The 25,480-nt window shown below is 63.4% G+C and carries 19 protein-coding genes; 12 read left to right on the forward strand and 7 right to left on the reverse strand.

What is annotated here, in order from left to right:
• Positions 1 to 3 precede the first annotated feature (3 nt).
• Complete coding sequence (locus E2K99_RS12665) at positions 4 to 1,497, forward strand: PepSY domain-containing protein (RefSeq protein ID WP_134222430.1); 1,494 nt, start codon at positions 4 to 6, stop codon at positions 1,495 to 1,497.
• A gap of 27 nt (positions 1,498 to 1,524) precedes the next feature.
• Here the strand turns inward: E2K99_RS12665 and nikR are convergent, their stop codons facing one another.
• A complete protein-coding gene (gene nikR / locus E2K99_RS12670) occupies positions 1,525 to 1,965 on the reverse strand; it encodes a nickel-responsive transcriptional regulator NikR (protein ID WP_134222431.1) in 441 nt (146 codons plus the stop codon).
• A 180-nt stretch (positions 1,966 to 2,145) separates the two neighbouring features.
• Here nikR and E2K99_RS12675 point away from each other — a divergent pair, with 180 nt between their 5' ends.
• The 3 genes from E2K99_RS12675 to E2K99_RS12685 all read left to right on the forward strand — a co-directional run bounded on the left by E2K99_RS12675 (position 2,146) and on the right by E2K99_RS12685 (position 6,273).
• A complete protein-coding gene (locus E2K99_RS12675) occupies positions 2,146 to 3,216 on the forward strand; it encodes a HoxN/HupN/NixA family nickel/cobalt transporter (protein WP_134222432.1) in 1,071 nt (356 codons plus the stop codon).
• A gap of 136 nt (positions 3,217 to 3,352) precedes the next feature.
• On the forward strand, positions 3,353 to 5,479 hold the full coding sequence (locus tag E2K99_RS12680; RefSeq protein ID WP_134222433.1) for a TonB-dependent receptor: 2,127 nt from the start codon (positions 3,353 to 3,355) through the stop codon (positions 5,477 to 5,479).
• Between the two features lie 302 nt (positions 5,480 to 5,781).
• Positions 5,782 to 6,273 (forward strand): ABC transporter permease subunit, encoded by a 492-nt coding sequence (locus tag E2K99_RS12685; RefSeq protein WP_240733904.1) that lies wholly within the window; start codon positions 5,782 to 5,784, stop codon positions 6,271 to 6,273.
• A gap of 29 nt (positions 6,274 to 6,302) precedes the next feature.
• Here the strand turns inward: E2K99_RS12685 and E2K99_RS12690 are convergent, their stop codons facing one another.
• Complete coding sequence (locus tag E2K99_RS12690) at positions 6,303 to 7,181, reverse strand: hypothetical protein (RefSeq protein ID WP_240733905.1); 879 nt, start codon at positions 7,179 to 7,181, stop codon at positions 6,303 to 6,305.
• Between the two features lie 205 nt (positions 7,182 to 7,386).
• Here E2K99_RS12690 and E2K99_RS12695 point away from each other — a divergent pair, with 205 nt between their 5' ends.
• Both E2K99_RS12695 and E2K99_RS12700 read left to right on the forward strand, forming a co-directional pair.
• A complete protein-coding gene (locus E2K99_RS12695) occupies positions 7,387 to 8,568 on the forward strand; it encodes an acyl-CoA dehydrogenase family protein (RefSeq protein WP_134222434.1) in 1,182 nt (393 codons plus the stop codon).
• 102 nt (positions 8,569 to 8,670) lie between these two features.
• Complete coding sequence (locus E2K99_RS12700; protein WP_240733906.1) at positions 8,671 to 11,325, forward strand: EAL domain-containing protein; 2,655 nt, start codon at positions 8,671 to 8,673, stop codon at positions 11,323 to 11,325.
• Positions 11,326 to 11,425: 100 nt separating this feature from the next.
• On the opposite strand, the gene E2K99_RS12705 is transcribed toward E2K99_RS12700, so the two are convergent.
• Complete coding sequence (locus E2K99_RS12705; protein WP_134222435.1) at positions 11,426 to 11,725, reverse strand: hypothetical protein; 300 nt, start codon at positions 11,723 to 11,725, stop codon at positions 11,426 to 11,428.
• A gap of 259 nt (positions 11,726 to 11,984) precedes the next feature.
• On the opposite strand from E2K99_RS12705, the gene E2K99_RS12710 reads away from it, so the two are divergent.
• Positions 11,985 to 14,225, forward strand: coding sequence for a TonB-dependent siderophore receptor (locus E2K99_RS12710; RefSeq protein ID WP_134222436.1), 2,241 nt, complete (start codon positions 11,985 to 11,987; stop codon positions 14,223 to 14,225).
• A complete protein-coding gene (locus tag E2K99_RS12715) occupies positions 14,219 to 15,526 on the forward strand; it encodes a PepSY-associated TM helix domain-containing protein (protein ID WP_134222437.1) in 1,308 nt (435 codons plus the stop codon). The genes E2K99_RS12710 and E2K99_RS12715 overlap by 7 nt, the downstream gene beginning before the upstream one ends.
• On the opposite strand, the gene E2K99_RS12720 is transcribed toward E2K99_RS12715, so the two are convergent.
• The 4 genes from E2K99_RS12720 to E2K99_RS12735 form a co-directional block, all read right to left on the reverse strand.
• A complete protein-coding gene (locus E2K99_RS12720; protein WP_134222438.1) occupies positions 15,459 to 15,986 on the reverse strand; it encodes an RNA polymerase factor sigma-70 in 528 nt (175 codons plus the stop codon). The genes E2K99_RS12715 and E2K99_RS12720 overlap by 68 nt on opposite strands.
• 24 nt (positions 15,987 to 16,010) lie before the next feature.
• On the reverse strand, positions 16,011 to 18,446 hold the full coding sequence (locus tag E2K99_RS12725) for a TonB-dependent siderophore receptor (RefSeq protein WP_240733907.1): 2,436 nt from the start codon (positions 18,444 to 18,446) through the stop codon (positions 16,011 to 16,013).
• 82 nt (positions 18,447 to 18,528) lie between these two features.
• Positions 18,529 to 19,563 (reverse strand): FecR family protein, encoded by a 1,035-nt coding sequence (locus E2K99_RS12730; protein WP_134222440.1) that lies wholly within the window; start codon positions 19,561 to 19,563, stop codon positions 18,529 to 18,531.
• Between the two features lie 19 nt (positions 19,564 to 19,582).
• A complete protein-coding gene (locus E2K99_RS12735; protein WP_134222441.1) occupies positions 19,583 to 20,107 on the reverse strand; it encodes a sigma-70 family RNA polymerase sigma factor in 525 nt (174 codons plus the stop codon).
• Positions 20,108 to 20,801: 694 nt separating this feature from the next.
• Here E2K99_RS12735 and E2K99_RS12740 point away from each other — a divergent pair.
• The 4 genes from E2K99_RS12740 (at position 20,802) to E2K99_RS12755 (ending at position 25,412) form a co-directional block, all read left to right on the forward strand.
• The gene (locus tag E2K99_RS12740; RefSeq protein WP_039785790.1) at positions 20,802 to 21,500 is read left to right on the forward strand and encodes an HAD-IA family hydrolase; all 699 of its coding nucleotides are present in this window, start codon (positions 20,802 to 20,804) and stop codon (positions 21,498 to 21,500) included.
• Positions 21,501 to 21,699: 199 nt separating this feature from the next.
• Positions 21,700 to 23,259, forward strand: a complete 1,560-nt coding sequence (locus E2K99_RS12745; RefSeq protein WP_420840915.1) for an ABC transporter substrate-binding protein — start codon at positions 21,700 to 21,702, stop codon at positions 23,257 to 23,259.
• A 129-nt stretch (positions 23,260 to 23,388) separates the two neighbouring features.
• Entirely contained in the window at positions 23,389 to 24,060 is a 672-nt protein-coding gene (locus E2K99_RS12750) for a response regulator (protein WP_134222443.1), read from the forward strand.
• The gene (locus tag E2K99_RS12755; RefSeq protein WP_338033893.1) at positions 24,057 to 25,412 is read left to right on the forward strand and encodes a sensor histidine kinase; all 1,356 of its coding nucleotides are present in this window, start codon (positions 24,057 to 24,059) and stop codon (positions 25,410 to 25,412) included. The genes E2K99_RS12750 and E2K99_RS12755 overlap by 4 nt, the downstream gene beginning before the upstream one ends.
• Positions 25,413 to 25,480: the final 68 nt, after the last annotated feature.

The following is a 25,480-nucleotide window of genomic DNA, read 5'->3' on the forward strand; positions in this document are numbered from 1 at the left end:
CTGATGAAAAAATTGACAGGCAGCCTGCGGCGCTGGACCTATCTCACGCACCGCTGGTGCGGTGTCGCCGGCTGCCTGCTGATGGCGTTGTGGTTTTTCAGCGGCATGGTGATGCTGTTCATCGGTTATCCCAAGCTCACCCCTTGGGACCGATTGGCAGCATTGCCAGCGTTGAGTGCCGCACCACAATTACCCTCGCAGGCCATGGGAGATGCGCCGGTCAGCCGGCTGGTCCTCAACGCTGCCTCCGGGCAAGCACGCTATATCGTGCAGCTTGCCGATGGCAGCCTGACCAGCATGGATGCTTCCAGTGGCGTCCAGGCAGAGGGCTTCAGCAGCGCTGCGGCACTGCGCAGCGCCAGGGTATTCTCAGGCAGTGAGGACGTTCTATACCTGGGCAGCATCGATGAAGATCGCTGGACCCATTCCGGCAGCCTCAACCCGCATCGCCCCCTGCACATGGTGCAGGTCGGCGATGTTGCGCAGACCTTGCTCTACGTTTCCTCCCGGACCGGTGAGGTCGTGATGCAGGCCAGCAGCTCTCAGCGCATGTGGAATTATGTTGGCGCGTGGCTGCACTGGCTTTATCCCTTGAAGAACCAGTCGCGCGATCCGGTCTGGAGCTGGACCGTTATTGCGCTCTCGACCGGCTGCGTTCTGGTTGCCTGCAGCGGCATCGTCGTGGGGCTCTGGCGCTGGCGCTTTGCGCGACCTTATAAATCCGGTTCCCGCTCGCCCTTCGCGCCGGGATGGATGCGCTGGCACCATCTGCTCGGTTTGGGCTTTGCTGCCATTACGCTGACATGGATCTTCAGTGGTCTGATGTCGATGAATCCACTGGGTATTTTTTCGCCGACGCAATCGCCGGATCTGGCGCGCTACGACGGGGCAACTGTCGCCCAGCATCATCTGGATCGCACGCCAACGGACATCCTGCAGGCACTGCAGCGGGATGGTTTCCAGGCCGTCGAACTGGAGTGGAAAAATCTTGGTGGCCATTGCTTCGTGCTTGCCCGGGATGCCGCAGATGGTACTCGCATCGTCACCACGGGTGCACAGGGTCTGCTGGTACAGCGGCAATGGCCACAGGCGATGCTGCAAGAGGCCGCTGCAATGCTGCTGCCCGCCAAACTCATGCAGGCAGAGCTGCTCGATGGCGGTGATGCCTATTACTACCGCCGTGCGCCGGAAGCCATGATGGGCGGCGCCGAGCGTCGCCTGCCGGTGCTCAGGTTGCGTTTTGATGATGCGGGCAGCACCCTGGTCTATATCGATCCAGCCACCGGGCAGATCGCTCTCACCGCTGACCGCGCGCAACGCGTGGGGCGCTGGCTGTTCAGCTTCCTGCATAGCTGGGACCTGCATTTCATGCTGGCTGCAGTCGGCTGGAGGGAGGCTGTGCTGATCCTCCTCAGTCTTGGAGGTCTGGGGCTCTCTCTCAGCGGGATTGTCATTGCGGTGCGCCGTGTCAACGTAAAGTTAAAAAGCGGCATCTGACCTTCTCGCACCCAATGCAGGAGCGGGTTAATGTGTGTGGCTAGTCCTGATATAACTTTTTTTCTCCAATCGCAACGGCACGATATGGATGTTGCCGTTATGCACCCCCGTTTGTGCCACCAAGGCTTCGGCGCAAGCGCGTACCTCGTTGACGCGGCCTTTCAGGATCACTGTTTCGAGACAATTGTCATGGTCAAGGTGGACATGCTGCGATACGGTCACGACGTCGTGATGCTCGTGCTGCAGGTGAGTGAGGCGGTTCGACAGCATGCGTTCATGATGGTTGTAGATGTAGCTCACGGTGGCGACGCACCATTTGGCTTTTCCTTCTTCCATCTCTGCCTGCCCCAACTCCTTGCGCGCCAGGTCCCGGAAAGCCTCGGAGCGATTGGAATAACCCTTGCCAAGGACAAAGCGATCAAATTCGATGGCGAGGTCATCGTCTACGGAAATCGTCCAACGCTGCATGAGAAGCTCCTGTTGACTAAAGGGCGCCATCATAACAAAGCAGGTCAGCGTTGAGGATGTCCGTTCTCTTCGTAGTGATTGGTATGATGATTTATAATTAGTTCACACAAAAACAATGTCGCGCCAAGAAGCTGCTCCTGAATTTTGAGCGGCTTGGACATATGCCTTTTCATCCACGCCATGCTCTCATCCTCATTTGCTCTGCTCAACGATGCTGCTCCAGGACTTAAAAGCAGGATCATCGGTACTTATGTTTTCCTGATTCTCTTCAATCTGGCAGCCTGGGTTCTGGCACTGATCTGCTTCGGTCACTCTCCAGTGCTATTGGGAACAGCCTTTCTGGCCTACAGCTTTGGCCTGCGTCACGCAGTCGATGCGGATCACATCGCCGCCATCGATAACTGCGTGCGCAAGCTGATGCAGGAAGGCAAGCGCCCAGTAGCGGTGGGCCTTATGTTTTCGCTGGGACATTCGGCGGTAGTGATCCTGGCTTCCCTGTTGTTGGTACTGACCACCATGAGCATGCAGCATCGAATGGAAGAATTCCATGAGATCGGCGGCATCATCGGCACACTCGTTTCAGCCTTTTTCCTGCTACTCATCGCGGCACTGAATCTGAATGTGCTGATCTCGGTATGGCGCAAATTCCGGGACCTGCGGCATGGCAAGCCCTACGTAGAGGAAGAGGTCGATCTTTTGCTGAGCAATCGAGGCTTTCTGGCACGTATCTTGCAGCCGATGTTCCGGTTGGTAACGCGCAGCTGGCACCTGTTCCCGCTGGGTTTCCTGTTCGGTCTCGGCTTTGATACTGCAACCGAAATCGCCCTGTTGGGGATGACCGCCACACAGAGTGCTCAGGGGATGTCGCTGTGGTCGGTCATGTTACTACCGCTGCTGTTCACTGCCGGGATGTCGCTCGTCGATACCACCGATGGCGTACTGATGTTGGGGGCCTATGGCTGGGCTTTCATCAAGCCGGTACGCAAGCTTTACTACAACATCACCATCACGGCGCTGTCGGTATTGGTGGCAGTCGTGGTGGGTAGCATCGAGGTGCTGGGGCTGCTGGCCGACAAGCTGTCATTGCAGGGGCCGTTCTGGGATGGCGTGGGCATGATCGGTGAGCACTTTGGTGCATTGGGCTATCTCATCATCGGTTTGTTCGTGGTGGGCTGGGTAGTCTCGCTGTTGGTCTACAAGTGGCGCGGCTACGATGCGCTGGGTGTGACCGAGCGCCCCGAGAGGCCCTGATCACCTGAGCGGCTGTGCCCGCTGCGCGATTCTTCCCAGGACAAGGAAAGTCGGACATTGAGATGTCCGACTTTATTTTTGCCCACGAGTATGACGAATTAATTAAAAATCATATTAAAAGAAAGACGACAAGAAGATGAGAAAGAAGACTTGGTTGACCGCACTGTTGCTGGTGACGGGGAGTGGCGCTGCCTCGGCGCAGTCTGATGTGAACAACAAGCCCGCAGCGGCCGATGACAGCACCGTGTTGCCGGCCATTACCGTGCGTGCACACTACAGCAATGGGGTTGGCACTTCAGATGCGGCCTCGCAGGGTGTGGTCAACGGACAGTTGCTCAAGGATGTGCCCTTGCTTCGACCGGGCGAGGTAATGGAAACGGTACCCGGACTGGTGGTAACCCAGCACTCCGGCGATGGCAAGGCCAACCAGTATTTCTTGCGGGGTTACAACCTCGATCACGGCACCGACTTTGCCACCCGTGTCGAGGGCGTCCCGGTCAACATGCCGACCAATGCGCATGGACAGGGATATAGCGACCTGAATTTCCTGATTCCGGAGCTGGTCGATCAGATCGATTACCGCAAGGGTCCTTATTTTGCCGATACGGGTGATTTTTCCTCGGCAGGTTCGGCGGATGTGCGCTATGTGAAACAGTTGGATCAGAATCTGCTGAGTGTGACCGGCGGCAGTCACGGTTATCAGCGCATCCTGATGGCCGGATCGCGCCTGTTGCAGGCACCAGGCGATTCGACGGGTACCGGGTTGATCGCCTCCGGACCGGTGCTGCTGGGCGCACTGGAACTGATGCGGGAGAACGGCCCCTGGGACAATCCCGAGAAATTCCGCAAGATCAATGCGCTGCTGCGTCTGAGTGACGGTAGCAAGGCCAATGGCTGGTCGGTCAATGCGATGGTTTACCGTGGTAGCTGGAATTCCACTGACCAGGTTCCGCTGGAGTTGATCCAGTCCGGCCAGCTTGGCCGTTATGCCGCACTCGATCCGAGCGACGGCGGCAACAGTGGCCGGGCGATTCTCTCTGGGGAATGGCATCAGCACGATAGCAGCGGCTACAGCAAGGTCTCGGCCTATGTACAACATTACCGGCTTCAGCTCTGGTCCAATTTCACGTACTACGAAAACAATCCCGTGCAAGGGGATCAGTTCCAGCAGCAGGAAAGCCGCAATCTGGGCGGCGCCGAATTCGTGAAGGGCTGGAATCATTCTCTGCTGGGCCGCGATTCGGTGACCGAACTGGGATTGCAGCTGCGCCATGACAATATCAACGTGGGCCTGGCCAATACGCAGGCGCGTCAGGTCTTCCAGACAGTTACCAATGACAAGGTGCGCGAGACCATGAGCAGCGTGTACCTGCAAAACTCCACCAGCTGGAACGACTGGTTCCGAACCCTTGCAGGAATGCGCGCAGATCATGTGAACATGGATGTCACGGCTTACCAGACTTCTGCCAATTCCGGAACTGCGTCGGCCAGCAAGATGTCGCCCAAGCTGTCGATGATCTTCGGGCCGTGGAGCAAGACCGAGTTCTTTATCAACGCCGGCAAGGGCCTGCATAGCAATGATGCACGCGGCGTGACGGGCCGTGTGGACCCGGTCTCTGGGGATGCAGTCACCCCAGTGCCGGCGCTGGTGAAAAGCTGGGGGCGCGAGATTGGTGTGCGTACGGAAATCATCGATGGCTTGCAAAGCTCGCTGGCCCTGTGGAGCCTGAACAGTGATTCGGAGATCGTCTATTCGGCAGACTCAGGCACCACCGAAGCCAACGGCGCCAGCAAGCGTCATGGCGTGGAGTGGAACAACCATTGGATCGTCAATCCTTGGCTGATGATCGACGCGGATATGGCCTGGACGCATGCCCGTTACGCCGACGGCAACGCCAATGGACAAAGCGGCGACAGGATTCCCAACGCGGTTGGCAAGGTCGGACTGTTCAAGGCAACCCTGCACCAAGGCCCCTGGGCGGCTGGCTGGGAGACCCGCTACATCGGGCCCTACCCACTTTCTCAAGATGGCAGTTTGACGGCGCCTTCTGCTGTAGTCAGTAACTTCCGATTGACTCGCCAGTTCAATCCCAAGGTGAGCCTGTCGCTGGATGTGCTCAATGTATTTAACCGCCAGTACTATGACATCGCCTACGAGCAGGATTACCAGGTCTCACCGAGCAGCGCGTTGGTACCCAGCGGGGTCACGGTTCATCCGGGCGAGCCCCGTGCGTTCAGGTTGACGCTGGCGCTACAGTATTGATCACGGCGTTTGCCAAGCCAGGCGCTTGCAGCAAGCGTTGACTTGCTTCATTTCGCCCCGGGGTAACTCTGGGGCGTTCCATTTCAAGACGATATTTCGCTTGGCGGTTTCGCCAATCAGTGGTTCTGATCATCCCTCGGGAAAACCAACATCGTTCTTCGCATCAGCAAAGCCCGCCCCCTTCGTTGAACGCAGGCACGCCAACGGCCAGACTGCCGCCCTTGGCCGTGAGGCCCTTGATCATTGCACTCTCCTCGCTGGGCTTTTGCCTAAGCGACTTCTTCACTCCCATCACCGGCTAGATGCTAGCGCGCTTCGCCGGCATCCTCACACTGATGCGGCTGCCGCCGATGGCTTACCTGCCCTTGATGATCATCTGGCTAGGCATTGGTGAAGCCTCCAAGATCACCCTGCTGACCCTCGCCATGTTTGCACCCGTGGTGCCGTCGGCGCAGGCGGGCGTACGCTCGCTGCCGCTGGAGCGGGTCAATGCGGCGCTCTCGCTGGGCGCGACGCGCTGGCAACTGCTGGTCGAGATCGTCCTGCCCTCGGCCCTGCCGGAAATCCTGACCGGCATCCGCATTGCGCTGGGCGTGGGCTGGAGCACCCTGGTGGCAGCCGAACTGATTGCAGCCAATCGCGGTATCGGCTACATGATCATGTCGGCCTCCCACTTCCTGGCAACCGATGCGGTCTTTGTCGGCATCGCCTTGATTGCCACCTGCGCCTTCGCCTTCAGCTATGGGATGCGCCTGCTGGAACGCGCGCTGGTTCCCCGGAAGGGCAAGAGCTGAGGCCTGCAAAATACGTCATGCACGCGCATTCAAGGAGCGATGGCGGGAACCGGCGGATCCTGATACGCCCGATCAATGCGCGCGCCCTTGCGCTGCCACTCCGTTTCCTTCTGCTGCCGATCTGCCAGCTCCAGCGCGAGCGCTTCCGGAAGACGCGTCTTCCATTCGCGTCTGTTCTGAGGGCCTACGTAGGCGCGCATCTCCTCATTCTCGGCCACCAGGTCATAGGTTAGGAAATACGCACCCGGCTGGTGAATGTCCGTGCGGTTTTGATCCCGGGTCAGATTGATTCTGAAGTACGCATGATCGGCGTAGAAACACCAGCTGCTGCCAGCACCCAGCTTCATCCACTCTTCCAGATCAGGGACATAGTCCGGATCCAGGCAGCCCACCAGCGCCGCCTGAACGTAGCGCAGCGTGTCCTTTCCCTTGAGACGGGGAGCACCCCGCGAGATCGCATTGCGCCATCCGGCATCGCGAATGGATTGAATCAACCGGAAGAAAGCTTGCCGCGCTTCGTCGTGGCCCATCAGTTCGGGCCCCGTCAGACCGGCATAAATGTGCCATTCGGAGATGTTCTCCTCCGGATATCCGGTATCGTCAGTTCCGCTGATGCCGAGGACATACGGGATGGTCACTGCGTGGTCCGGCTGACCGATGACGATGCTCGCCAGGGCGTCCCGTGGCCAATCCATGCTGTAGAAATTCAGCCCTGCAGGGTGTCTGGCGACTTCAAGCTGCTTCGGATATTTTTCCATGAGCTCATCAGCGGCTTGATTCACCCGGATGGCAATGCCCTCTCTCACGAAACCGTCTCTGGCATCGCGCTCGCTGCAAATGAGCCACAGGCTCGCCGACAACAAGAGCAACAGCACTGGCAACAGCAATTTCCATGACCGAAGACGCATGCCCCATTCAACCCGAGTTCCGCAAAAGCCCTGATCTTAAAGCTTCAATGGCCAGGCTGCCAGCCCGGCACCAGGACGGCTATGCACCCAGCGCGCAAGCTAAGAAGAATTTCGCAGTTTGGTCCGACGCTGCATGACCCTATGATGCCCTCATCCTTGCCATCCGCTGCAAGGCCGATTCCCGGACCTCTTCAGACACGACCTCATGAGCACAATCTCTCCCGACCTCCTGCAACGCATCGCCGATGGCGCTGCCCGGCGCGACGCCCAGCGCGAACAACCCTTCGACGTCATCGCCGAGGTCAAGGCCACCGGTTTCGGTGCCGGCCGCCTCGACGCCGACTACGGCGGTGGCGGCGCGAGCTTCGTCGAGACGCTCGATACGGCCATCCAGCTGGGTGCGGCCGATCCCAACGTCGCCCACATCTGGCGCAATCACCACGTCGCCCTCGAACGCCTGCTCAATGCACCGCTGCAGCATGCGGGCGTGCAGCGCCTGCGCGAGCGCGTGCGGGCCGGAGATCTGGTCGGCGCTTCCCACACCGAACTGGGCCAGCCCCAGATCGGCGGCAATGCGCCGCTGGCCACGCGCCTGGTGCGCCAGGGCGATCACTACGTACTCAACGGCCAGAAGTTCTACTCCACCGGCTCGCTCTTCGCCGACTGGCTGCACGTGACCGTGTCGGTGGAAGATGGCCGCCGCGCCGTCGTGCTGCTGCCGCGCCAGCGTGAAGGCGTACAGACTGTCGACGACTGGTTCGGCATGGGCCAGCGCCTCACCGGCAGTGGTACGACCATCTTCGAAAACGTGGTGGTGGCCGCCGATGAAGTGGTCCTGCCGGATCAGGTACCGGCGCGCCAGGCCGTCTTCGGCTCGACCATCGCGCAGCTCTTCCTGACCTCGGTGATCGCCGGGGTGGTCAGCGCCGTGGCCCGTGACGGCGCCGCACTGCTGGGCAAGCGCAATCGCAATTACTACTACGCGCCTACGCCCTCGGCTGCACAGGATCCCATCCTCCTGACCGCCCTGGGCGAACGCGATGCCGATGCCTTCGCCACCCGCGCCGTGGTGCTGGCCGCGGCCGCTGAAGCCGACCGCGCCTACGCCGCCCTGAAGGCCAATGCGTCTGATGCCGATGATCGCCTGCAAGATGCGGCCGCTGCCGCCGCCCGCGCCAAGATCACGGTGGACCGCATCGCCCATCACGCCGCCACGGCGCTGTTCGATATCGCCGGGGCCTCGGCCACGCTCGCCCAGTTCAACCTGGATCGCCACTGGCGCAATATCCGTACCATCTCCACCCACAACCCGACCTCGCACAAGGCCTATGCGCTGGGCAACCTGAGCGTGAACCAGGTCCGGCTGCCCACGCAAGGCTTCTTCTGAGCCTGACCCTGCCCGTAATACCCTGCGCCCGCCAGGGTTTTCATTTGGTTAGTTGTCCTATAAAGTAGACAAAAAACCAAATCAGGGACAGGCGCGGGCAGCATGAATCAACCAGCACCCACTCTGGCTGCGACAGGGGAGAAACCGGCCAGCGGTCGTCAAGGCAAGCCGCCCAGCGGCAACCCGTGGCGGCTTCCCCGTTCGTGGCAATGCCTGCTGAAACGGCTCGCACTGCTGGGCCTGTTGGCCGCTGGCAGCATCTGCATGACTGCGCACGCCCAGCCGCCAGGCGCACCTGCCAAGCTGTTGACGGTCGGCGTCTATCAGAATCCCCCCAAGATCTTCTTCGACGGCGAAGGGACGGCCAGCGGCCTGCACATCGACCTGATCCGGCTTATTGCCGAACGCGAGCACTGGCAATTGCGCTTCGCCCCCTGTGAGTGGCAGGCCTGCCTGAAGCAGCTTGAGGAGGGCCGGATCGACCTGCTGCCCGACGTGGCCTGGACCGAGCAGCGCGAAAAGGTCTTCCAGTTCCCTTCCGTACCGGCGCTCTACAGCTGGTCCATCCTTTATCGCAGCCGCTCGGTGGCGATCAATTCCGTCTTCGATCTCAAGGACAAGCGGATCGGCCTGCTCGAAAACTCGGTGCAGGCCAGTTATTTCCGCAACCTGATCGACAACTCCGGCATCAAGGTCCACCTGGTCATGCTGCACAACGTCGAGAGCGGTTTCCGGATGGCGGCGGCGGGCGAGCTCGATGGCATCGTTGCCAGCCAGCAAGCGGGCGACATGCTGGCCGATCGTTATCATCTGACCGATACCAGCATCGTGTTCCAGCCGGTCAAGCTGTTCTTCGTCAGTGGCAAGCAAGAAGACCCGGAAGTGCTGGCCGCGATCGACCGCGCGCTCAGCCAATGGCAGGCCGATCCTGATTCCATGTATTTCCAGATCCTGCGCAAGTGGGGGCGCGGCAATACCAGCCTGCCCGCCCATGTCTGGTGGCTGCTGTGCGGCGCGCTGGCCTTGCTGCTGTGTGCCCTGCTGATTGCCGCCTACCTGCGGCGCGAAGTGGCACGCCGTACGGCACGGCTGCAGCAGAGCGAGACCTCGCTGCGCATCGCGGCGGCGGCCTTTCATTCGTCCGAGGCGATCTGGGTGCTCGACGCCGGGCGCAACGTGCTCGATGCCAATGCCGCCTTCATCGCCCTGACCGGTTACCAGCTGCACGAGCTGCCTGCGGAGGGGATGCCGCCCTGCCAGCGCGAGCAAGACCAGGAGGATTTTCGTGCCCGGCTATGGACGCTGGTCCAGCGCAATGGCAAATGGCAGGGAGAGGTGCGGGTCTGGCGCAAGAACGGCGAAACCTTCTGCGCCATGCTGACCCTCACCGCCGTGGCCGATCCGGCCGGACACATCACGCACTACGTCGGCACCCAGATCGACATCAGCGACCAGAAGCGCTTGCAGGACGAAACCCGGCAACTGGCCTTCTATGATCCGCTCACCGGCCTGCCCAACCGCCGCCTGCTGCTCGACCAGATCGCCGCCGCCAGCTATCTCGGCCAGCCCTCAGCGCTGTTCTTCATCGACATCGACAATTTCAAGGATCTCAACGATGCCCTCGGGCATTCCATCGGCGACCGGCTGCTCTGCCGGATCGCCACACGCCTGCAGGAACTGGCTGGCGGGGCCCTGGTCGCCCGCCTGGGCGGTGATGAATTCGTGATCCTGCAGCAGCAGCCCCTGGCCTCGCCAGCCCTCATCGAAGAGAGAGCTTGCGGATTCGCGCAGCGCATCGTGGCGGCCATGGAGCAGCGCTTCGACCTGGACGGACTCAGTCATTTCGCGACCTGCTCGGTCGGCATCGCCCTCATGCACGGACAAGGCGCCAGCGTCGAAGACCTGTTGCGACAGGGCGACCTGGCGATGTATGCGGCCAAGCAGAAGGGGCGCAATACCAGCTGCCTGTTTGACCAGGAGATGGAACATGCGCTGCATTTCCGCACCGGTCTGGAAAGCGACCTGCGGCGCGCCATCGGCAGCAGCGAATTCCTGCTGCACTATCAGCCGCAGCGTGACCAGGCCGGCAACCTGATCGGGGTGGAAGCGCTGGCGCGCTGGAACAGTCCTTTCCGTGGCAGCGTCTCGCCCGCCATCTTCATTCCGGTGGCCGAAGCCTCGGGATTGATCCTGCCGCTGGGCCTCTGGGTGTTCCAGCAGGCCTGCCGGCAGTCGGTGCGCTGGAACCGCGAAGGCCGGCGGGTACCGGTGGTCATCGCCGTCAACGTCAGTGCTGTTCAGGTCCGCCAGCCGGACTTCGTGAAGTCCATTCTGGAGACTCTGCTAGCGACCGGAGCCGATCCCTGCCACCTCAAGCTGGAGCTGACCGAGTCCGCCATGGTCGAGGATGTACAGGCCACCATCGAAAAGATGATGGAACTCAAGCAGCACGGCCTGGCCCTGTCACTGGACGATTTCGGGACGGGATATTCGTCGTTGTCGCTGCTCAAGCGGCTGCCAATCGACCAGCTCAAGATCGATCAGTCCTTCGTGCGCGAATTGCTGTTTGCGCCCAGCGACGTGGCCATCGCCAAGAGCATCATCACCCTGGCTGATGCGCTGGGGCTGGAAGTCATTGCCGAGGGCGTGGAAACGCGCGAGCAGCAGCAGTTCCTGGCGGCGCTGGGGTGTACGCGCTATCAGGGCTACCTGTTCGGCAGGCCGGTGCCTGCGGAACAGTTTGATGACGTGATGTGAGGCATGGGTTGCCGACTCGAATGAACGCTTGAATTCAAGCGCGAATTCAGGAGTGAATTCAGGCTTGATTTCAACCCTGAATTCGCGCGTGTTGCCTCATTCAATGGGTGGCGCGACGCTCCGCCATGGTCAGGTATTCCGCATGCAGGTGCGCCGCTTCCAGCACCTTGCGGCATTTGGCGCGCTCTGCCGGCAAGGCCGCCAGTTCATGCTGCAGCAACTGTTCGATGATCTCGGCGGCCTCCATCGGTTCGGTTCCCGCCGTCTGCATGGCCAGCAGGCAGTTGCGAACCGTGGAGCGCACCAGCTCGCCGATCGGTTCATCCTGTTCCGACATCTCACACAGCCGCACGATGATGCCCAGATGACGACGCGCGATGCTCATGGCATTGGTACACATGTCTCCCTCCTTGTTATGCAAACCAAGATAGGACGTGGCGATCCACACTGCCATCAGGCGTTTCCTGATTTCAACATCGACAAGCAGCGCGCATTCCCGGACGATAAAAAGCCGGCCTTGCCCAATCTGCTGCCGTGATTTTTTCATCGCGCTGCCGTCACCCTAAACAAGAACACGTCTCATTCGTCAACCAGAGAGCGGGCCCTTCGGCTCGCGCCAGCCTCGCTGGCGATCCCTCATTGCGACCACGCTCCTGACCATGACGACAAGAAAAACCTGCCGCACTTCCCCGCACGCCCGCGCTCTCCTGCCCTCTCCCGTGGCCCGTCCGCGCCTGATGGTGCAGGCGCTGCGCCTGGCCTTGCTGGGCCTGCCCGCCGCCGCCCCCGCCTGGGCGCAGACCACCACCGATGCGACGCTGCCCCAGGTCACCGTCACCGCCGGCCAGGAAGAACAGGCCACCGGCCCGGTCCACGGTTTCGTCGCCAAGCGCAGCGCCACCGCGACCAAGACCGATACCCCCATCACCGAAGCTCCGCAATCGATCTCGGTCGTCACGGCGGACCAGATCGCCACCCAGCAAGCGCGTTCCGTTTCGGAGGCACTGGGCTACAGCAGCGGCATCCAGGTCTCCAATGGCGCCTTCGCCATTTCCGAAACGGCTTCGCTGCTGCGCGGTTTCCCCATCAACAATGGCGGCTCGCTCTACCGCGACGGCACCCTCACCGCCTCCAACGCCAGCTACAGCCGCTATGCGCCCGAACCCTACGGACTGGAACGCATCGAGCTGCTGCATGGCCCGGCTTCGGTGATGTTCGGACAGAATGCGCCGGGCGGACTGATCAACGTGGTCTCCAAGAAACCGACCACCACCACCCTGCGTGAACTGCAGCTGCAGGCCGGCAGTTTTGATCGCAAGCAGGTGGCCGGCGACTTCGGCGGTGCGCTCGATGAAGGCGGGGTCTGGTCCTATCGCATCACCGGGCTGGCGCGTGACGCCGGGACCCAGGTCGATGGCACCGTCGATCGCCGCCTGTTCCTGGCACCGGCCATCACCTGGCGTCCGTCCGACCGCACCGAGTGGACCGGGCGCTTCGAATACCAGCGCAGCGAAGGCCTGTCCAACAACGTCTTCCCCGCCAGCGGCACGGTCACGGCCAATCCCAACGGGCAGATCCCGACCAGCACGGCAGTGGGCCGCAGCGCCGACAACAGCGAGCGCTACGAGAACTGGTCGCTCAGCTCGCAGTTCTCGCATCAGTTCAACGAGGTGTGGAGCTTCCGCCAGAACCTGCGCTATACGGATTACAACGGCACCCGCAACAGCATGCGCTTCGCTGCCTTCTATCCGGCCACGCAGTCGGCGACGGCCGCGCTGCAGCGCTGGCGATTGGGCACCGAGTCCGATACCTTCACCGCCGATAACCAGCTGCAGGCCGATTTCAGCACCGGTGCCGTGCAGCACAAGGTGTTGATGGGGGTGGACTTCCATCACACCGCAGGCACGGTACGCGGTTATGTCAGTCCCAATACGCTGGCCGGTTACGTGCTCTCCAATCTTTACACGACCAGCTACGGCAATCTGCCCGCCGTATCCGAGAACTACAATCTGCGCACCGTGGATGACCAACTGGGCTTCTATCTGCAGGACCAGCTCAAGATCGCCGAACGCTGGTTTGTCTCCGCCGGCATCCGCCACGACCGCTCGCAACAGACCGTCAGCAACGCCATCGCGCGCACCCGGACCGAGCGCAGCGACCGCGCCAACACGCGCAACCTGGGGCTGGTGCATGAGTTGGCCAATGGCGTCTCGCCCTACCTGAGCTACACCGAATCCTTCACGCCCACCACCGGCACCAGTTTCGGCGGCGACATGCTCAAGCCTGAACGCGCCAAGCAATATGAAGCCGGGGTGAAATACGCACCCGTCAATACCAATGCGCTCTTCACGCTGGCGGTATTCGACCTGCGTCGCCAGAACGTGGCGACCACCGACCTGGCCCATGCCGGCTACTCGGTGCAGACCGGTGCGGCCCGCTCCAAGGGCGTGGAGCTGGAAGGCAAGCTGTCCCTCAGCGAGGGACTGAGCCTGACCTCCAGCTACAGCTATACCAACGCCAAGGTCACCAGCAACAATGCCACCAGCAGCAGCACCAACACCGAGGGCAAGGCCTTGCCCGGCGCGGCCAGACACAATGCAGGCGTGCTGGCGGACTATGCCTTCCGGCGCGGTGCGCTGGCCGGTGCCCATGTGTCGGCAGGCCTACGCTACATCGGGCGTTCCTACGGCAATGCGCTCAATACCTTCGAGGTGCCTTCGGTCACGCTGCTGGACTTCGGCGCGCGCCTGGACCTGGGCCGCATCAATGCGGACTGGCGCAACTTCGAGTTGGCCTTCAAGCTCAACAACGTGACTGATCGGGTCTACGCCTTCTGCTCGGAATTCTGCGAGTATGGCGCGCGCCGCACCGGTCTCGTGCAGTTGACCACGCGATGGTAAGCACGCTGTCCGCCTGGCTGTGCCGCTTTGCGCCACGCCGCCACCACCTGGTCCTGCTGCATCGCTGGACCGGGCTGGCCATCGCCTTCTTCCTGCTGATGGCCTGCCTCACCGGCAGCCTCCTGAGTTTCGAAGAGGAGCTCGATACCTGGCTGGCACCCGAGCTGCACCTGGCGCAGCCGGCGCCGGGCCAGGCGGCCACTGCGATGCTCGATCCTTACCAGTTGCGCGCACGGGTGGAACGGGTGCTGGGACCGCAGGCACAGGTGAACCAGTTGATCCTGCATCCGCAACCGGGGCGCACGGTGCGCGTCATCGCAGAACCGGCGCTGGATCCGTCCACCGGCAAGCCCTATCGGCTCAGCTATGACGAGGTCTTCGCCAATCCCTACGATGGGACGGTCCAGGGCGTGCGGGACCGCAACGCGATCAGCCTGCGGCCCGCGCAACTGATGCCCTTCCTGTTCAAGGTGCATCATTCGATGGCCCTGCCGCGCGTGCCGGGCGCGCTGCTGATGGGCATCGTGGCGCTGCTGTGGACCCTCGACTGCTTCGTCGGCATGATCCTCACCTGGCCGCGCGCGCGGCCCTTCCTGGTGAAATGGAAACCGGCCTGGCTCATCAAGTGGCAGGCCGGTTTCTATCGCGTCAATCTCGACCTGCATCGTGCCTGCGGCCTGTGGCTATGGGTGATGTTGTTGCTGATCGCATGGTCCAGCGTGATGTTCAACCTGCGCGACCAGATCTATCTGCCGGTGATGTCGCAGATCCTGCCCTTCGATACCAGCTGGCGCGGCCGCCCGTCACTGCCCAAGCCGCTGGCGCAGCCGCCGCTGGAATGGCCGCAGGCCCATGCCATGGCACGTGCGGCCATGGCGCGCTTCGCGCAGGAACGTGGCCTGAGCATCGACTTCGAAGAAAAACTGAGTATGGACCGTCGCAGGGGCTTGTATGCATACATGGTCCACAGCAATGCAGACATCCGCAGCGACGCCGGCAATACCGGCTTGCTGATCGACCCCGCCACCGGCGATATCCGTGGCCACTGGCTGCCGCAGGGCGACCGCAGCGGCAATACCTTCAGCAACTGGATCGGCGCACTGCACATGGGGCAGGTGTTTGGCCTGCCATGGCGCATCTTCCTGGCCGTGCTGGGCGTGCTGGTGAGCGTGCTCACCGTGACCGGCATCGTCATCTGGTGGAAGAAACGCGCGGCGCGCGCTCCACGTTCGGTCAGGGCGGCGGTGTCAGGGCGAGGCACTGGCGGCAGCTTGCCTGGGCATCGCGGATCAGGAAGTTGACCAGCGTGACCGAGATGCCCAGTTCGGCTGCGATCTCGCGCTGGCTCAGTCCGGTCAGGCGATACAGTTCGAAGGCCCGCCGGGTACGGGCAGGCAAGCCGTCCAGCGCCTGGCTCACCAGTGCCAGGGTCTGGCGGCCAATGGCGATGGCCTCGGGACCCTGCGCTTCTTCGTGGATGTCTTCGCCGGCTTCTTCCTCGGCAAAGACATCGCTCTCAAAGCGGCAGCGGCGATGACGATCAATGGCCAGGTTGCGCACGATGCGCATCAGGTAGGCCTGGGGCTGGCGGATGGCGCAGCTTTCCTGTTCCTGCACTTCGCCGATCTTGAGGTAGGCATCCTGCACGACATCATCGGCACGATGCGGACATCCCAGGATGCGCTGGGCGGCCTCGCGCAGTCGCTGGCGCTGGCCGATGAAGTGCTGTTGCAGGCCGGTGGGTGCGGTGGCGTGATGCATGCGTCCGGGTCTCCTCGTGAAGTGCTACCAGCGATAGCGGGCGCTGAGCACGGCGGTGCGCTCCTCGGCCCAGAAACAGGTCAGCGTCGGTTCGGCCAGGCAGGACGTGCTGCGGCGATTGGCCAGGTTGCTGACGTTGAGGGCATAGCGCCAATGGCCAAGGTCCAGGCGCAACATCGCATCCAGCAGCACCGTGGCGGCGTTGCGCACGCTGTTGTCGGCATTGGCGTAGCTGGCCCCCGTATAGCGCGCGCCCGCGCCCAGGCCCAGGCCGGGCAAGGGTTCGCCCGGCGTGTAGTCCAGCCACAGGCTGGCGGCATGGCGCGGCACCAGCATCGGCGTCTTGCCGACCAACGCCGGATCGGCATGGGCCGTATTGATGGCCTGCGTCCAGGTGTAGGCCGCCAGCAGGTTCAGTCCGGGTGACAGCGCACCGCGCGCTTCCAGCTCCAGGCCGCGTGAACGCACCTGGCTCTGGTCGACCGAGAAATTGGCGTTCTGCGGATCGCTGGTGAGGACGTGATCCTTGGTGGTCTGGAACAGCGCAGCGGTGTAGAGCGCCCGCCCCGCCTCGGGCTGGAACTTGATGCCGGCTTCGATCTGCCGGCCGTGGCTGGGGGAGAATGGCCGGCCCGCCACATCCTGCCCAGGCTGCGGCAGGAAGGACGTGCTCACGCTCAGATACGGCACCAGCGACGGCATCAGCTTCCACGACACACCGGCGCGATGACTGAGCGCATGGGCGCGCGTGTCGGTGCGCACTGCCGTGCTCAGGTTGCGGGTGGTGTCGGTGACGCGGTCGTAGCGGCTGCCCAGCGTCCAGACCAGTGCGCCGTAACGAATCTGGTCCTGCACGTAGAACCCGGTCTGCTGCATGTCCTCCTGCAAGCGCGCGAACAGTTGCGAGGCCATCGCGATGGGCAGGCCATACACCGGTGCGTCCAGGTCCAGACTGGGTGCGCTGCCGCGATAACGCTGCTCGTCCTGATGCAGGCGAGTCAGGTCCAGGCCCAGCACCACGGTGTGTTCAGCGTCACCCTGCTGCAACTGGCCTTGCAGGCGCGTATCGAGCTGGCTGCTTTGCAGTTGCGTGTCGTAGCGTGCCGCCATGCGGGTGAGCACGCTGCCACTGAGGCTGACCGGATTGAGGACCGAATACTGCGACCGCAAGCCGGCCTGGCGGAAATCCTGCAGCAGCTGCCAGCGCTCATCCAGACGATGCGCCAGTTGCCAGCCCAGCGACCATTGCTCGCCGCGCTGGCGGTCGATGCCGGGATCGCCCACCAGCGTGTGGGTGAGGCTGCCGTCGGCATTGACGGCGGTCCAGCGGCTGCTGCCGTTGCGGTCCTTGAGGTAGTCGGCCAGCAAGATGAGGCTGGTGTCGCTGCCCAGGCGCAACTTGAGCGAGGGGGCCAGATACAGGCGGTCGTTCTCCACGGCGCGGCCATTGCCGTAACGGAACTGGGTATCGCTCTCTCGCACCAGCGCCACGAGGCGCGCCTGCGCCTGTCCGACCTCAGCCAGCGTGCCGCTGAGGTCGGCGGCCAGCTGCCGCGTGTTGAACGTTCCCGCCGACAGCACCAGTTCATCGGGCGACTCCGCGCCGGCCAGTTTGCTGATGCGGTTGACCACGCCGCCCGGATCGGCCTGGCCGATGGTGGCCGAGGCCGCGCCGCGCAGTACTTCGACCCGCTCCAGTCCATAGGCTTCGGTACGGAACATGCCGAAGCCCGCCACCAGCTGGCGCAGGCCGTTGAGGTAGTTGCTGGTGTTCTGGGCATTGATGAAGCCGCGCAGGTTGAAATAGTCGTAGCCGCGTGGGTCCACGCCATGGGTCTGGGTGTTGGCCCCCGGCAGGTAGCGCAGCGCGTCCATGACGCTGGCGGCTCCGCGTGCGTCCATCTCTTCGCGCGTGACGACCGAGAGCGATTGCGGGATCTCCAGCAGCGGTGTGGCGGTGCGGGTTGCAGTCTGGCCGTGGGTGGCGGCGTAGTCTGGCTGACCCTCATGCATCGCCAGAGGGTCGGGACGGCCGATGATGACGACCTGTTTCAGGCGCTGGCCCTGCTCGGGGATGGCGTCATTGCCGGAGCGCGCCGGCCCCTGCCATTGCAGGCCATAGCCGCCGCCCGGGGTGCGCACTGCGCGCAGGCCGGATCCGGCCAGCAGTTGTGCGAGGGCCTCTTCCACCGCCAGATCGGCGTCGAGGGCGGGGGCGGTTCGGCCCTGCACCATGTCCGGCGCATAGGAGAGCGTGATGCCGGCCAGACGCGCGAACCGGTTCAGGGCTTCGTCCAGCGGTCCGGCACCGAGCTGGTAATGGCGATGCACTGCCCTCGCCTCCTGCGCCCAGGCGAGTCCGCCCAAGCCCGGCACGGCACAGGCCAGCAGCAGCCCGAGCACGAGGCAGGGGCGGCGCAGACGGTCAGCGTGCAGTCGCGGCGAGATGAGGGCGGGCATGGAAAATGACAAGAACATTCACTGGTTTCATGAGGTATGCCGAAGCAGGCCCCCAAAACCCGCAATCCCTGCCAGAAAATTCTTATCGGCTGTTTAGCGCCGTCACCCGGACCCAGAAGCGGGTACGCTGTTCGATGCGCACCGGCAGCGCTTGCGCCAGCGACTCCAGCGCTGCATCGCCATCGCGCAGCTGGAACACGCCCGACACCTTCAGCGATGCCACGCCGTCCTCGCAGACCAGCCACCCGTGGCGATAGCGTGCCATCTCGGCCAGCACGTCGCCCAGGCGCATGTCGCGCGCCACCAGCGTGCCATCGAGCCAGGCCGTGGGGTCCATGGCGGCCGCCGCAGTGGCTTGCCGCCGCTGGTTGCCGCCAGCATCGATCTCCACCGTTTCGCCGGGGACGATCACGGTACGCGTGCCCTGCCCCGGCTCCACGGCCACCCGCCCTTCCAGCACGCTCAGGCGGGTCACGCCCTCTTGCCGGCGCACGGCGAAGCGCGTGCCCAGCGCCTGCAGGCGGGCCTGGGCGGTCTGGACCAGGAAGGGACGATGGCGGGGCGAGAGTGCATCGCGGCCGGTATCAATGAAGATTTCGCCGCGTTCCAGCGTGATCAGGCGCTGATCCGCATCGAACTGCAGCTGCACGGCGGTGGCGGTATTGAGCGCCAGCTGCGTGCCGTCGCCCAGGGCCACGCGGCGCTGGTCGCCGGTCCCGGTGGCGTAGCGCTGGCCGGCGAGGCTATCGAACAGCCCGGCCTGGCGCGCGGCCAGGCCGGCCAGGGCTACGCTGCCCAGTCCCAGCGCCACCCCGCCAAGCCAGCGACGGCGCGACTGGCGGCGGCTGCGCGAGCGGTTCAGCGCCGAGAGCGGTTGCTGCCATTGCGCGGGCGCGACCGGCAAGGCCACCAGCCGCTGGAATTGGGCTTCTGAGGCCATCAGCTCGGACCACACGCTTTCATGACGGCCATCTGCCGCGCGCCAGGCATCGATACGGGCCTGCAAGGCGGGATCCGGCGCCACACCGGAGGGCTGCGCCCGCAGCTGGACCAGCCAGGCGATGGCTTGCTCCAGGACCGGATCAGGTAAGGCCGAAGGCATTGGATTGGCAGACATCAGCGTGAGAGGAAGTGCTTCAGCTGGCTTGCCAGGCTTGCCGCATCAGGTAGCAATGGCGGATGGCGGCCGCCATGTATTTTTCGACGCTGCTCAGCGAGACGCCCATGCGCCGGGCGATCTCGGCATAGCCCAGGTCGTCCAGCCGGGACATCAGGAAAGCCTCGCGCGGCTTGGCTCCCAGGCCTTCCAGCATGGCGTCGATGGTGGCCAGCGCCTCTACCAGCAGCATCCTGGCCTCGGGCGAGATCACTTCCGGTGCCGGCAGATGGGCGATGGCCTCCAGGCAGGCGCGTTCGACCTCGTCGCGCCGGACCTTGTCCACCACCAGGCCCTGCGCGATACGGGTCAGCCAGGCGCGCGGTTCGCGTACTTCAGCCAGCACTTGCGGCTTGCCCAGCACCCGCAGGAAGGTATCCTGGGCCAGGTCGGCCGCATCGCAGCTGCTGCCCAGCTTGCGTCGCAGCCACTGCTGCAGCCAGCCATGATGCTCGCGGTAGAGCGAGTCGATGTGCTGGGCGTCGGCAGGGCGCGGGACGGGCATGAGGGAGCCGGCAGTTTCTAAATAATAATAATTCTCATTTTAGCGGCGGATATGAAGTTTGACAACGGCGGTGAAGACGCATCGTCTTTCAGGAAGGAGAAAAATCGCCGACATATGCATCACTTGCCATCTTTTGATGTGTATATGCATCTGCCTCCCGCCTTTCTGATCGCGGCAGTCCAAATGGACTAGTTTCTTTCCCGGCAAGCCCCGCTAGAATGCCGCCTGTAGATGAGTCACCCTGGAGGGGGGAAAAGATCGGCCCGCATAGCGCGGCGTCGGCAGCTCGGGGGGGACTCATCTGCTTTCTTCTCGCGGCATCCCCTGCCGCGCCTGCCTGAGTTCCATCCCAGCCTCGTTGTTTCCCTGCCCGGCGCTTCTTCCGCCGACCCTCCGACAGACTGACCATCTTGCGGCTGCCCGACAAGGCAACCGCCACCTCGCCATGCTGCAGCGTGGCGGCCTCGTGATGAGAACGCGCAGGCGCGGATTCCCGCCCGGCGGAAGAGGCCGGGAACGGCTGCCACAGCGTGCTGTAGCAGCCGACCAGAAAAAAATTCTGTGCGGTTTGAGTGGCCTTTTTTGCATCAAGCTCCCGCACCCGCGCCCGTATTCTGGACCCACTGGCCCCCGCGCAGCCATTCGTGGCCAGCCCCCCACTCTCATCGTCATTCCCTTTTTTCTGGAGCAAGACATGCCTCTGAAGGATTTCAAGGTACTCACGTTTGACGTCGTCGGCACTCTCATCGATTTCGAAGGCGGCATGCTCGCCTACCTGCGCAAGGCCGCTCCCGGCAGCAAGATCACGGACGAAGATTTCCTCGCGGCCTATCGCGCCGCGCGCAGCGATGGCAATACCGGCTGGTATCCGGATGACCTCGAGCGCTGCTGGCATGTCATCGCCCCGGGGCTGGGTCTGCCCGACACCCCGGAACTGGCGCGCGGCCTGCGCGATTCGGTGGCCGACTGGCCGGCCTTCCCGGATTCGGCAGAGGCGCTGCAACGCCTGCGCAAGCACTACAAGCTGGTCACCATGACCAATGCGCAAACCTGGGCCCTGCAACACTTTGCACGCACGCTGGGCGAACCGTTTGACCTGCTGCTGAGCTGCGACGACGCCCTTTGCGAGAAACCGGACCCGCAATATTTCGCCTACGCCCGTGGTCGCTTCGAAGGCGCATGGGGCTATCGCCAGGCCGACAACCTGCATGTGGCGCAGAGCCAGTATCACGACATCGGCGTCTCCAAGCGCCTGGGCATCACCACCTGCTGGATCGAGCGCCGTCACGGCAAGTCCAGCTCGGGCGGCACCATCGCTTCCGAACACACCGTACCGGATTACCACTTCCACACCTTGGCCCAACTGGCCGATGCGGTAGAAGCGGGCCAATAAGCTTCACCCTCACAGCGGACCGCAGAGTCTGCATTCACCGGCACACAGCGCCGTGCCGGCTTGCATCAGTGCATCCGAGTCCAGGCGGGCCGCCATCGCCCCGCCGGTCTTCTCACGCCTCAACCACACAGGGAGCTGCACCATGGATCACAACAACACCGAACTCGACCTCCTGAGCGCCAGCGACACCGCTGGCCTGATGGATTGCCTCAAACGGGGCGCCAGCCGGCGCGACATTCTCAAAATGCTGCTGGCCGGGGGCATGCAGGCCACGCTGGCGGGCGGTCTTGCCACCAGCGCCGCCAGTGCCTACGCCCAGACGCCGCGCCGCGGCGGCAAGCTGCGCGTGGGCGGCGACACCGCCTCGGTCAGCGACACGCTCGATCCCGCCAAGCAATCCAACAAGACCGATTATTCGCGCGGCACCATGCTCTACAACGGTCTGACCTCGCTGGATGCCAGCCTCACGCCGCAACCGGCGCTGGCCGAATCCTTCAGCAGCAAGGATGCCAGGGTGTGGGTGTTCAAGCTGCGCCGGGGCGTGAGTTTCCACGACGGCAAGCCGCTCACGCCGGCCGACGTGGTGTTCTCGCTGATGCGCCACAAGGATCCGGCCACCGCCTCCAAGGCCAAGACCCTGGCCGACCAGATCGAGAGCGTCAAGGAAACCGGCCCCAATGAAGTGACCGTCACGCTGACCGCGCCGAATGCCGACCTGCCGGTCATCGTCGGCACCTTCCACTTCCACATCGTGAAGGCCGGGACCACCGACTTCAGCACCGGCATCGGCACCGGACCCTACAAGCTCAAGGAATTCACTCCCGGCATCCGCTCGGTGGTGGTACGCAACGACAATTACTGGAAACCCGGCAAGCCCTATCTGGACGAGATCGAATTCGTCGGCATCGGCGACGAGAATGCGCGCGTCAACGCCCTGCTCTCGGGCGGACTCGATCTGGTGGCCAACCTCAATCCGCGTTCCATCGAACGCGTCAAGGGCAGTGCCGGCTTTGCGGTGCTGGAAACGCCATCCGGAGCCTATACCGACCTGATCCTGCGCAAGGATGTGGGCCCCGGCAGCAACCCCGATTTCGTGCTGGCCATGAAGTACCTGATCGACCGTGAGGTCATGCGCAAGAACATCGCGCGCGGCCATGCGGTGCTGGGCAATGACCAGCCGATCGATCCGACCAACCCCTTCTACCTCGCCGGCCTGCCGCAGCGCCAGATGGATCTGGACAAGGCCAAATACCACCTGCAGAAGTCCGGCGTGACCGGCAAGATACCGCTGGTCTGTTCGGCGGCGGCCATGTATTCGGTAGACATCGCAACGGTGCTGCAGCAGACCGCACAGCGCGTCGGACTGGACCTGGAACTCAAGCGCATGCCACCGGAAGGCTACTGGTCCAACCAGTGGCTCAGCAATCCGGTCGGCTTCGGCAACGTCAACCCGCGCCCCAGTGCCGACGTGCTGCTCACCCAGTTCTTCCAGTCACAGGCGGCATGGAACGAGTCGCGCTTCAAGAGCGAGAAGTTCGACCAGCTGCTCACGGCCGCGCGGGCCGAGATCGATGTCGGCAAGCGCAAACAGATGTATGGAGACATGCAAACCATCATCCATGAGGAAGCCGGGATCGGCATCCCCATGTTCCTCGCGCTCCTGGATGGCTACAGCAGCAAGGTCAAGGGCCTCTCGCCGATTCCGCTGGGCGGCATGATGGGCTACTCCTTTGCCGAGCATGTATGGCTCGATTCATGATTTGATCCATACAAGCTGGAGGGCTTGTCCGACGGCGGCCTGGCTCACTTTTACGCAGTCACTCGCGCTTTTGCCTTAGACTCTGGCACCATCCGATGGCCGGATGCATTGAAGGAGGCATGGCAAGCGATGCGAATACTGCTGGTGGAAGATGACGCCATGATCGGCGAGGAAGTCCGCGCGGCCCTGCGGGAGGCCAGCTACGCGGCGGACTGGGTGCGCGACGGCAACGCCGCGCACGCCGCCCTGGACCAGCAGGACTACGACGCCGTCCTGCTGGATCTGGGCCTGCCTGGTGCTGATGGCTTGTCGGTACTGCGCCAGTTGCGCCGGCACGCCACCACGCCGGTGCTGATCCTGACCGCCCGCGATGGGGTGCAGGACCGCATCGACGGACTCGACAGCGGTGCCGACGACTACATCCTCAAGCCCTTTGCCATGGGCGAATTGCTGGCGCGCCTGCGCGCGGTGATGCGGCGCAAGTCGGGGGCGGCTACGGTAGTACTGGACAACGGCGAACTGTCTCTGGATCTGGCCGACAAGACCGCCCGCTGGCAAGGCCAGCCGCCGGTGACGCTGTCGGCCCGCGAGTTCGCCCTGCTGCAGGCACTCATGCATCGCCCTGGCGCGATCCTGTCGCGCAGCGAACTGGAAGAACGGATTTATGGCTGGGGCGAGGAAGTGGAAAGCAATGCGGTCGAATTCCTGATCCATGCATTGCGCAAGAAACTGGATCGTACGGCCATCAGGAATGTGCGTGGCATGGGCTGGATGGTCGCGCGCGGAGCAAGCGCGTCATGACACCCCTGCAACGCTCCCTGCAAGCACGGCTGTCGCTGGCGCTGACGCTGGCCATTCTGCTGGTGGCCCTGGGTGCCGGCGTCTTCGGCTTCCTCAGCGCCTATCGCGATTCGATCCGGCAGCAGGACGACCTGTTGCTGCAGGTGGGCACACTCATCGCCCGCCTGGGCGGTACCCTGCCCGCGGATGGGGCGGAGGGCAGCTATCCCGGGGCCGATCATGAATCGCGCATCAGCGTGCAATGGCTCCCCGAGCCAGGCCAGAGCCTGCCGGCTGCTACCGCCTTGCCGCTGCCGGCAGGCTTGCAGGACGGTTTCCAGACGGCCGTCATGTTTCATGAGAATTTCCGCGTCTATGTCCAGCCGCTTGCTTCCGGCCGCCGCATCGCGCTGGCGCAGGAGACCGATGTGCGCGATGGCATTGCCTCGCGCAGTGCCTGGCGCGCAGTGATTCCCGTCCTGCTTCTGGTACCGGTACTGCTGCTGGCACTTCGGCACATCATGCGCACGCTGTTCGCGCCGCTGGCCCAACTGAGCCGCGAGATCGACCAGCGGCGCGATGACCAGCTCGATCCCTTGGCCACCCAAGGCCTGCCCGTTGAAATCAGCCCCTTCGTCGACGCCATCAATCGCCTGCTGGCGCGTGTACAAGGCGCGATGACGGCACAGCGCCGCTTCGTGGCCGATGCCGCGCACGAATTGCGCACGCCCCTGGCCGCGCTCTCGCTGCAGGCCGAAGGGCTGCAGCACAGCGAGCTCTCCGATACCGCCCGCGCACGCTTGCAGCGTCTGGAACAGGGTCTGGAGCGGGCGCGCACGCTGGTCACCCAATTGCTCGCCCTGGCGCGCGCCCAGGATCAGATGGCAGCCTCCCCTCGCACCCGGCTGGTGCTGCGCGAGGCCGTGCGGCCGGTGCTGGAGGACCTGCTGCCGCTGGCTCAGCAAAGGGACATCGACCTTGGCGTGGACGGACTGCTGGAGGTCGAGGTGGACAGCAATCCGGTAGAACTCGGCTTGCTGCTGGGCAACCTGATCGACAACGCGATCCGCTATACGCCGCCGGGTGGCTGGATCAGCCTGACGGTGGCCGCAGCGGCTCAGACACCGCCGGGGCGCGTGCGTCTTGAGATCACCGACAATGGCCCCGGCATTCCGGCCAGCGAGCGCGAGCGCGTATTCCAGCCCTTCCATCGACTCGATCCCGCAGCCGCTCCCGGTGCTGGCCTGGGGCTGGCCATCGTGCAGTCGGTGGCGGCGCGGCTGGATATCATGATCGGGCTGGCGGCATCGGACGAGAAATCACAGACCGGATTGCGCGTGATCCTGGATATTCCTGCGCCGGGCCAGGATTGAGTCAGGTTTGGTCAGCAGTTTCTTGCGCCAGGCTAATGCTGAACTAAGTTTCCTGACTTACTATGCAG

Origin of the sequence: Herbaspirillum huttiense, from assembly GCF_004367745.1 — a bacterium.
GTDB classification, from domain to species: Bacteria; Pseudomonadota; Gammaproteobacteria; order Burkholderiales; family Burkholderiaceae_D; genus Herbaspirillum; species Herbaspirillum huttiense.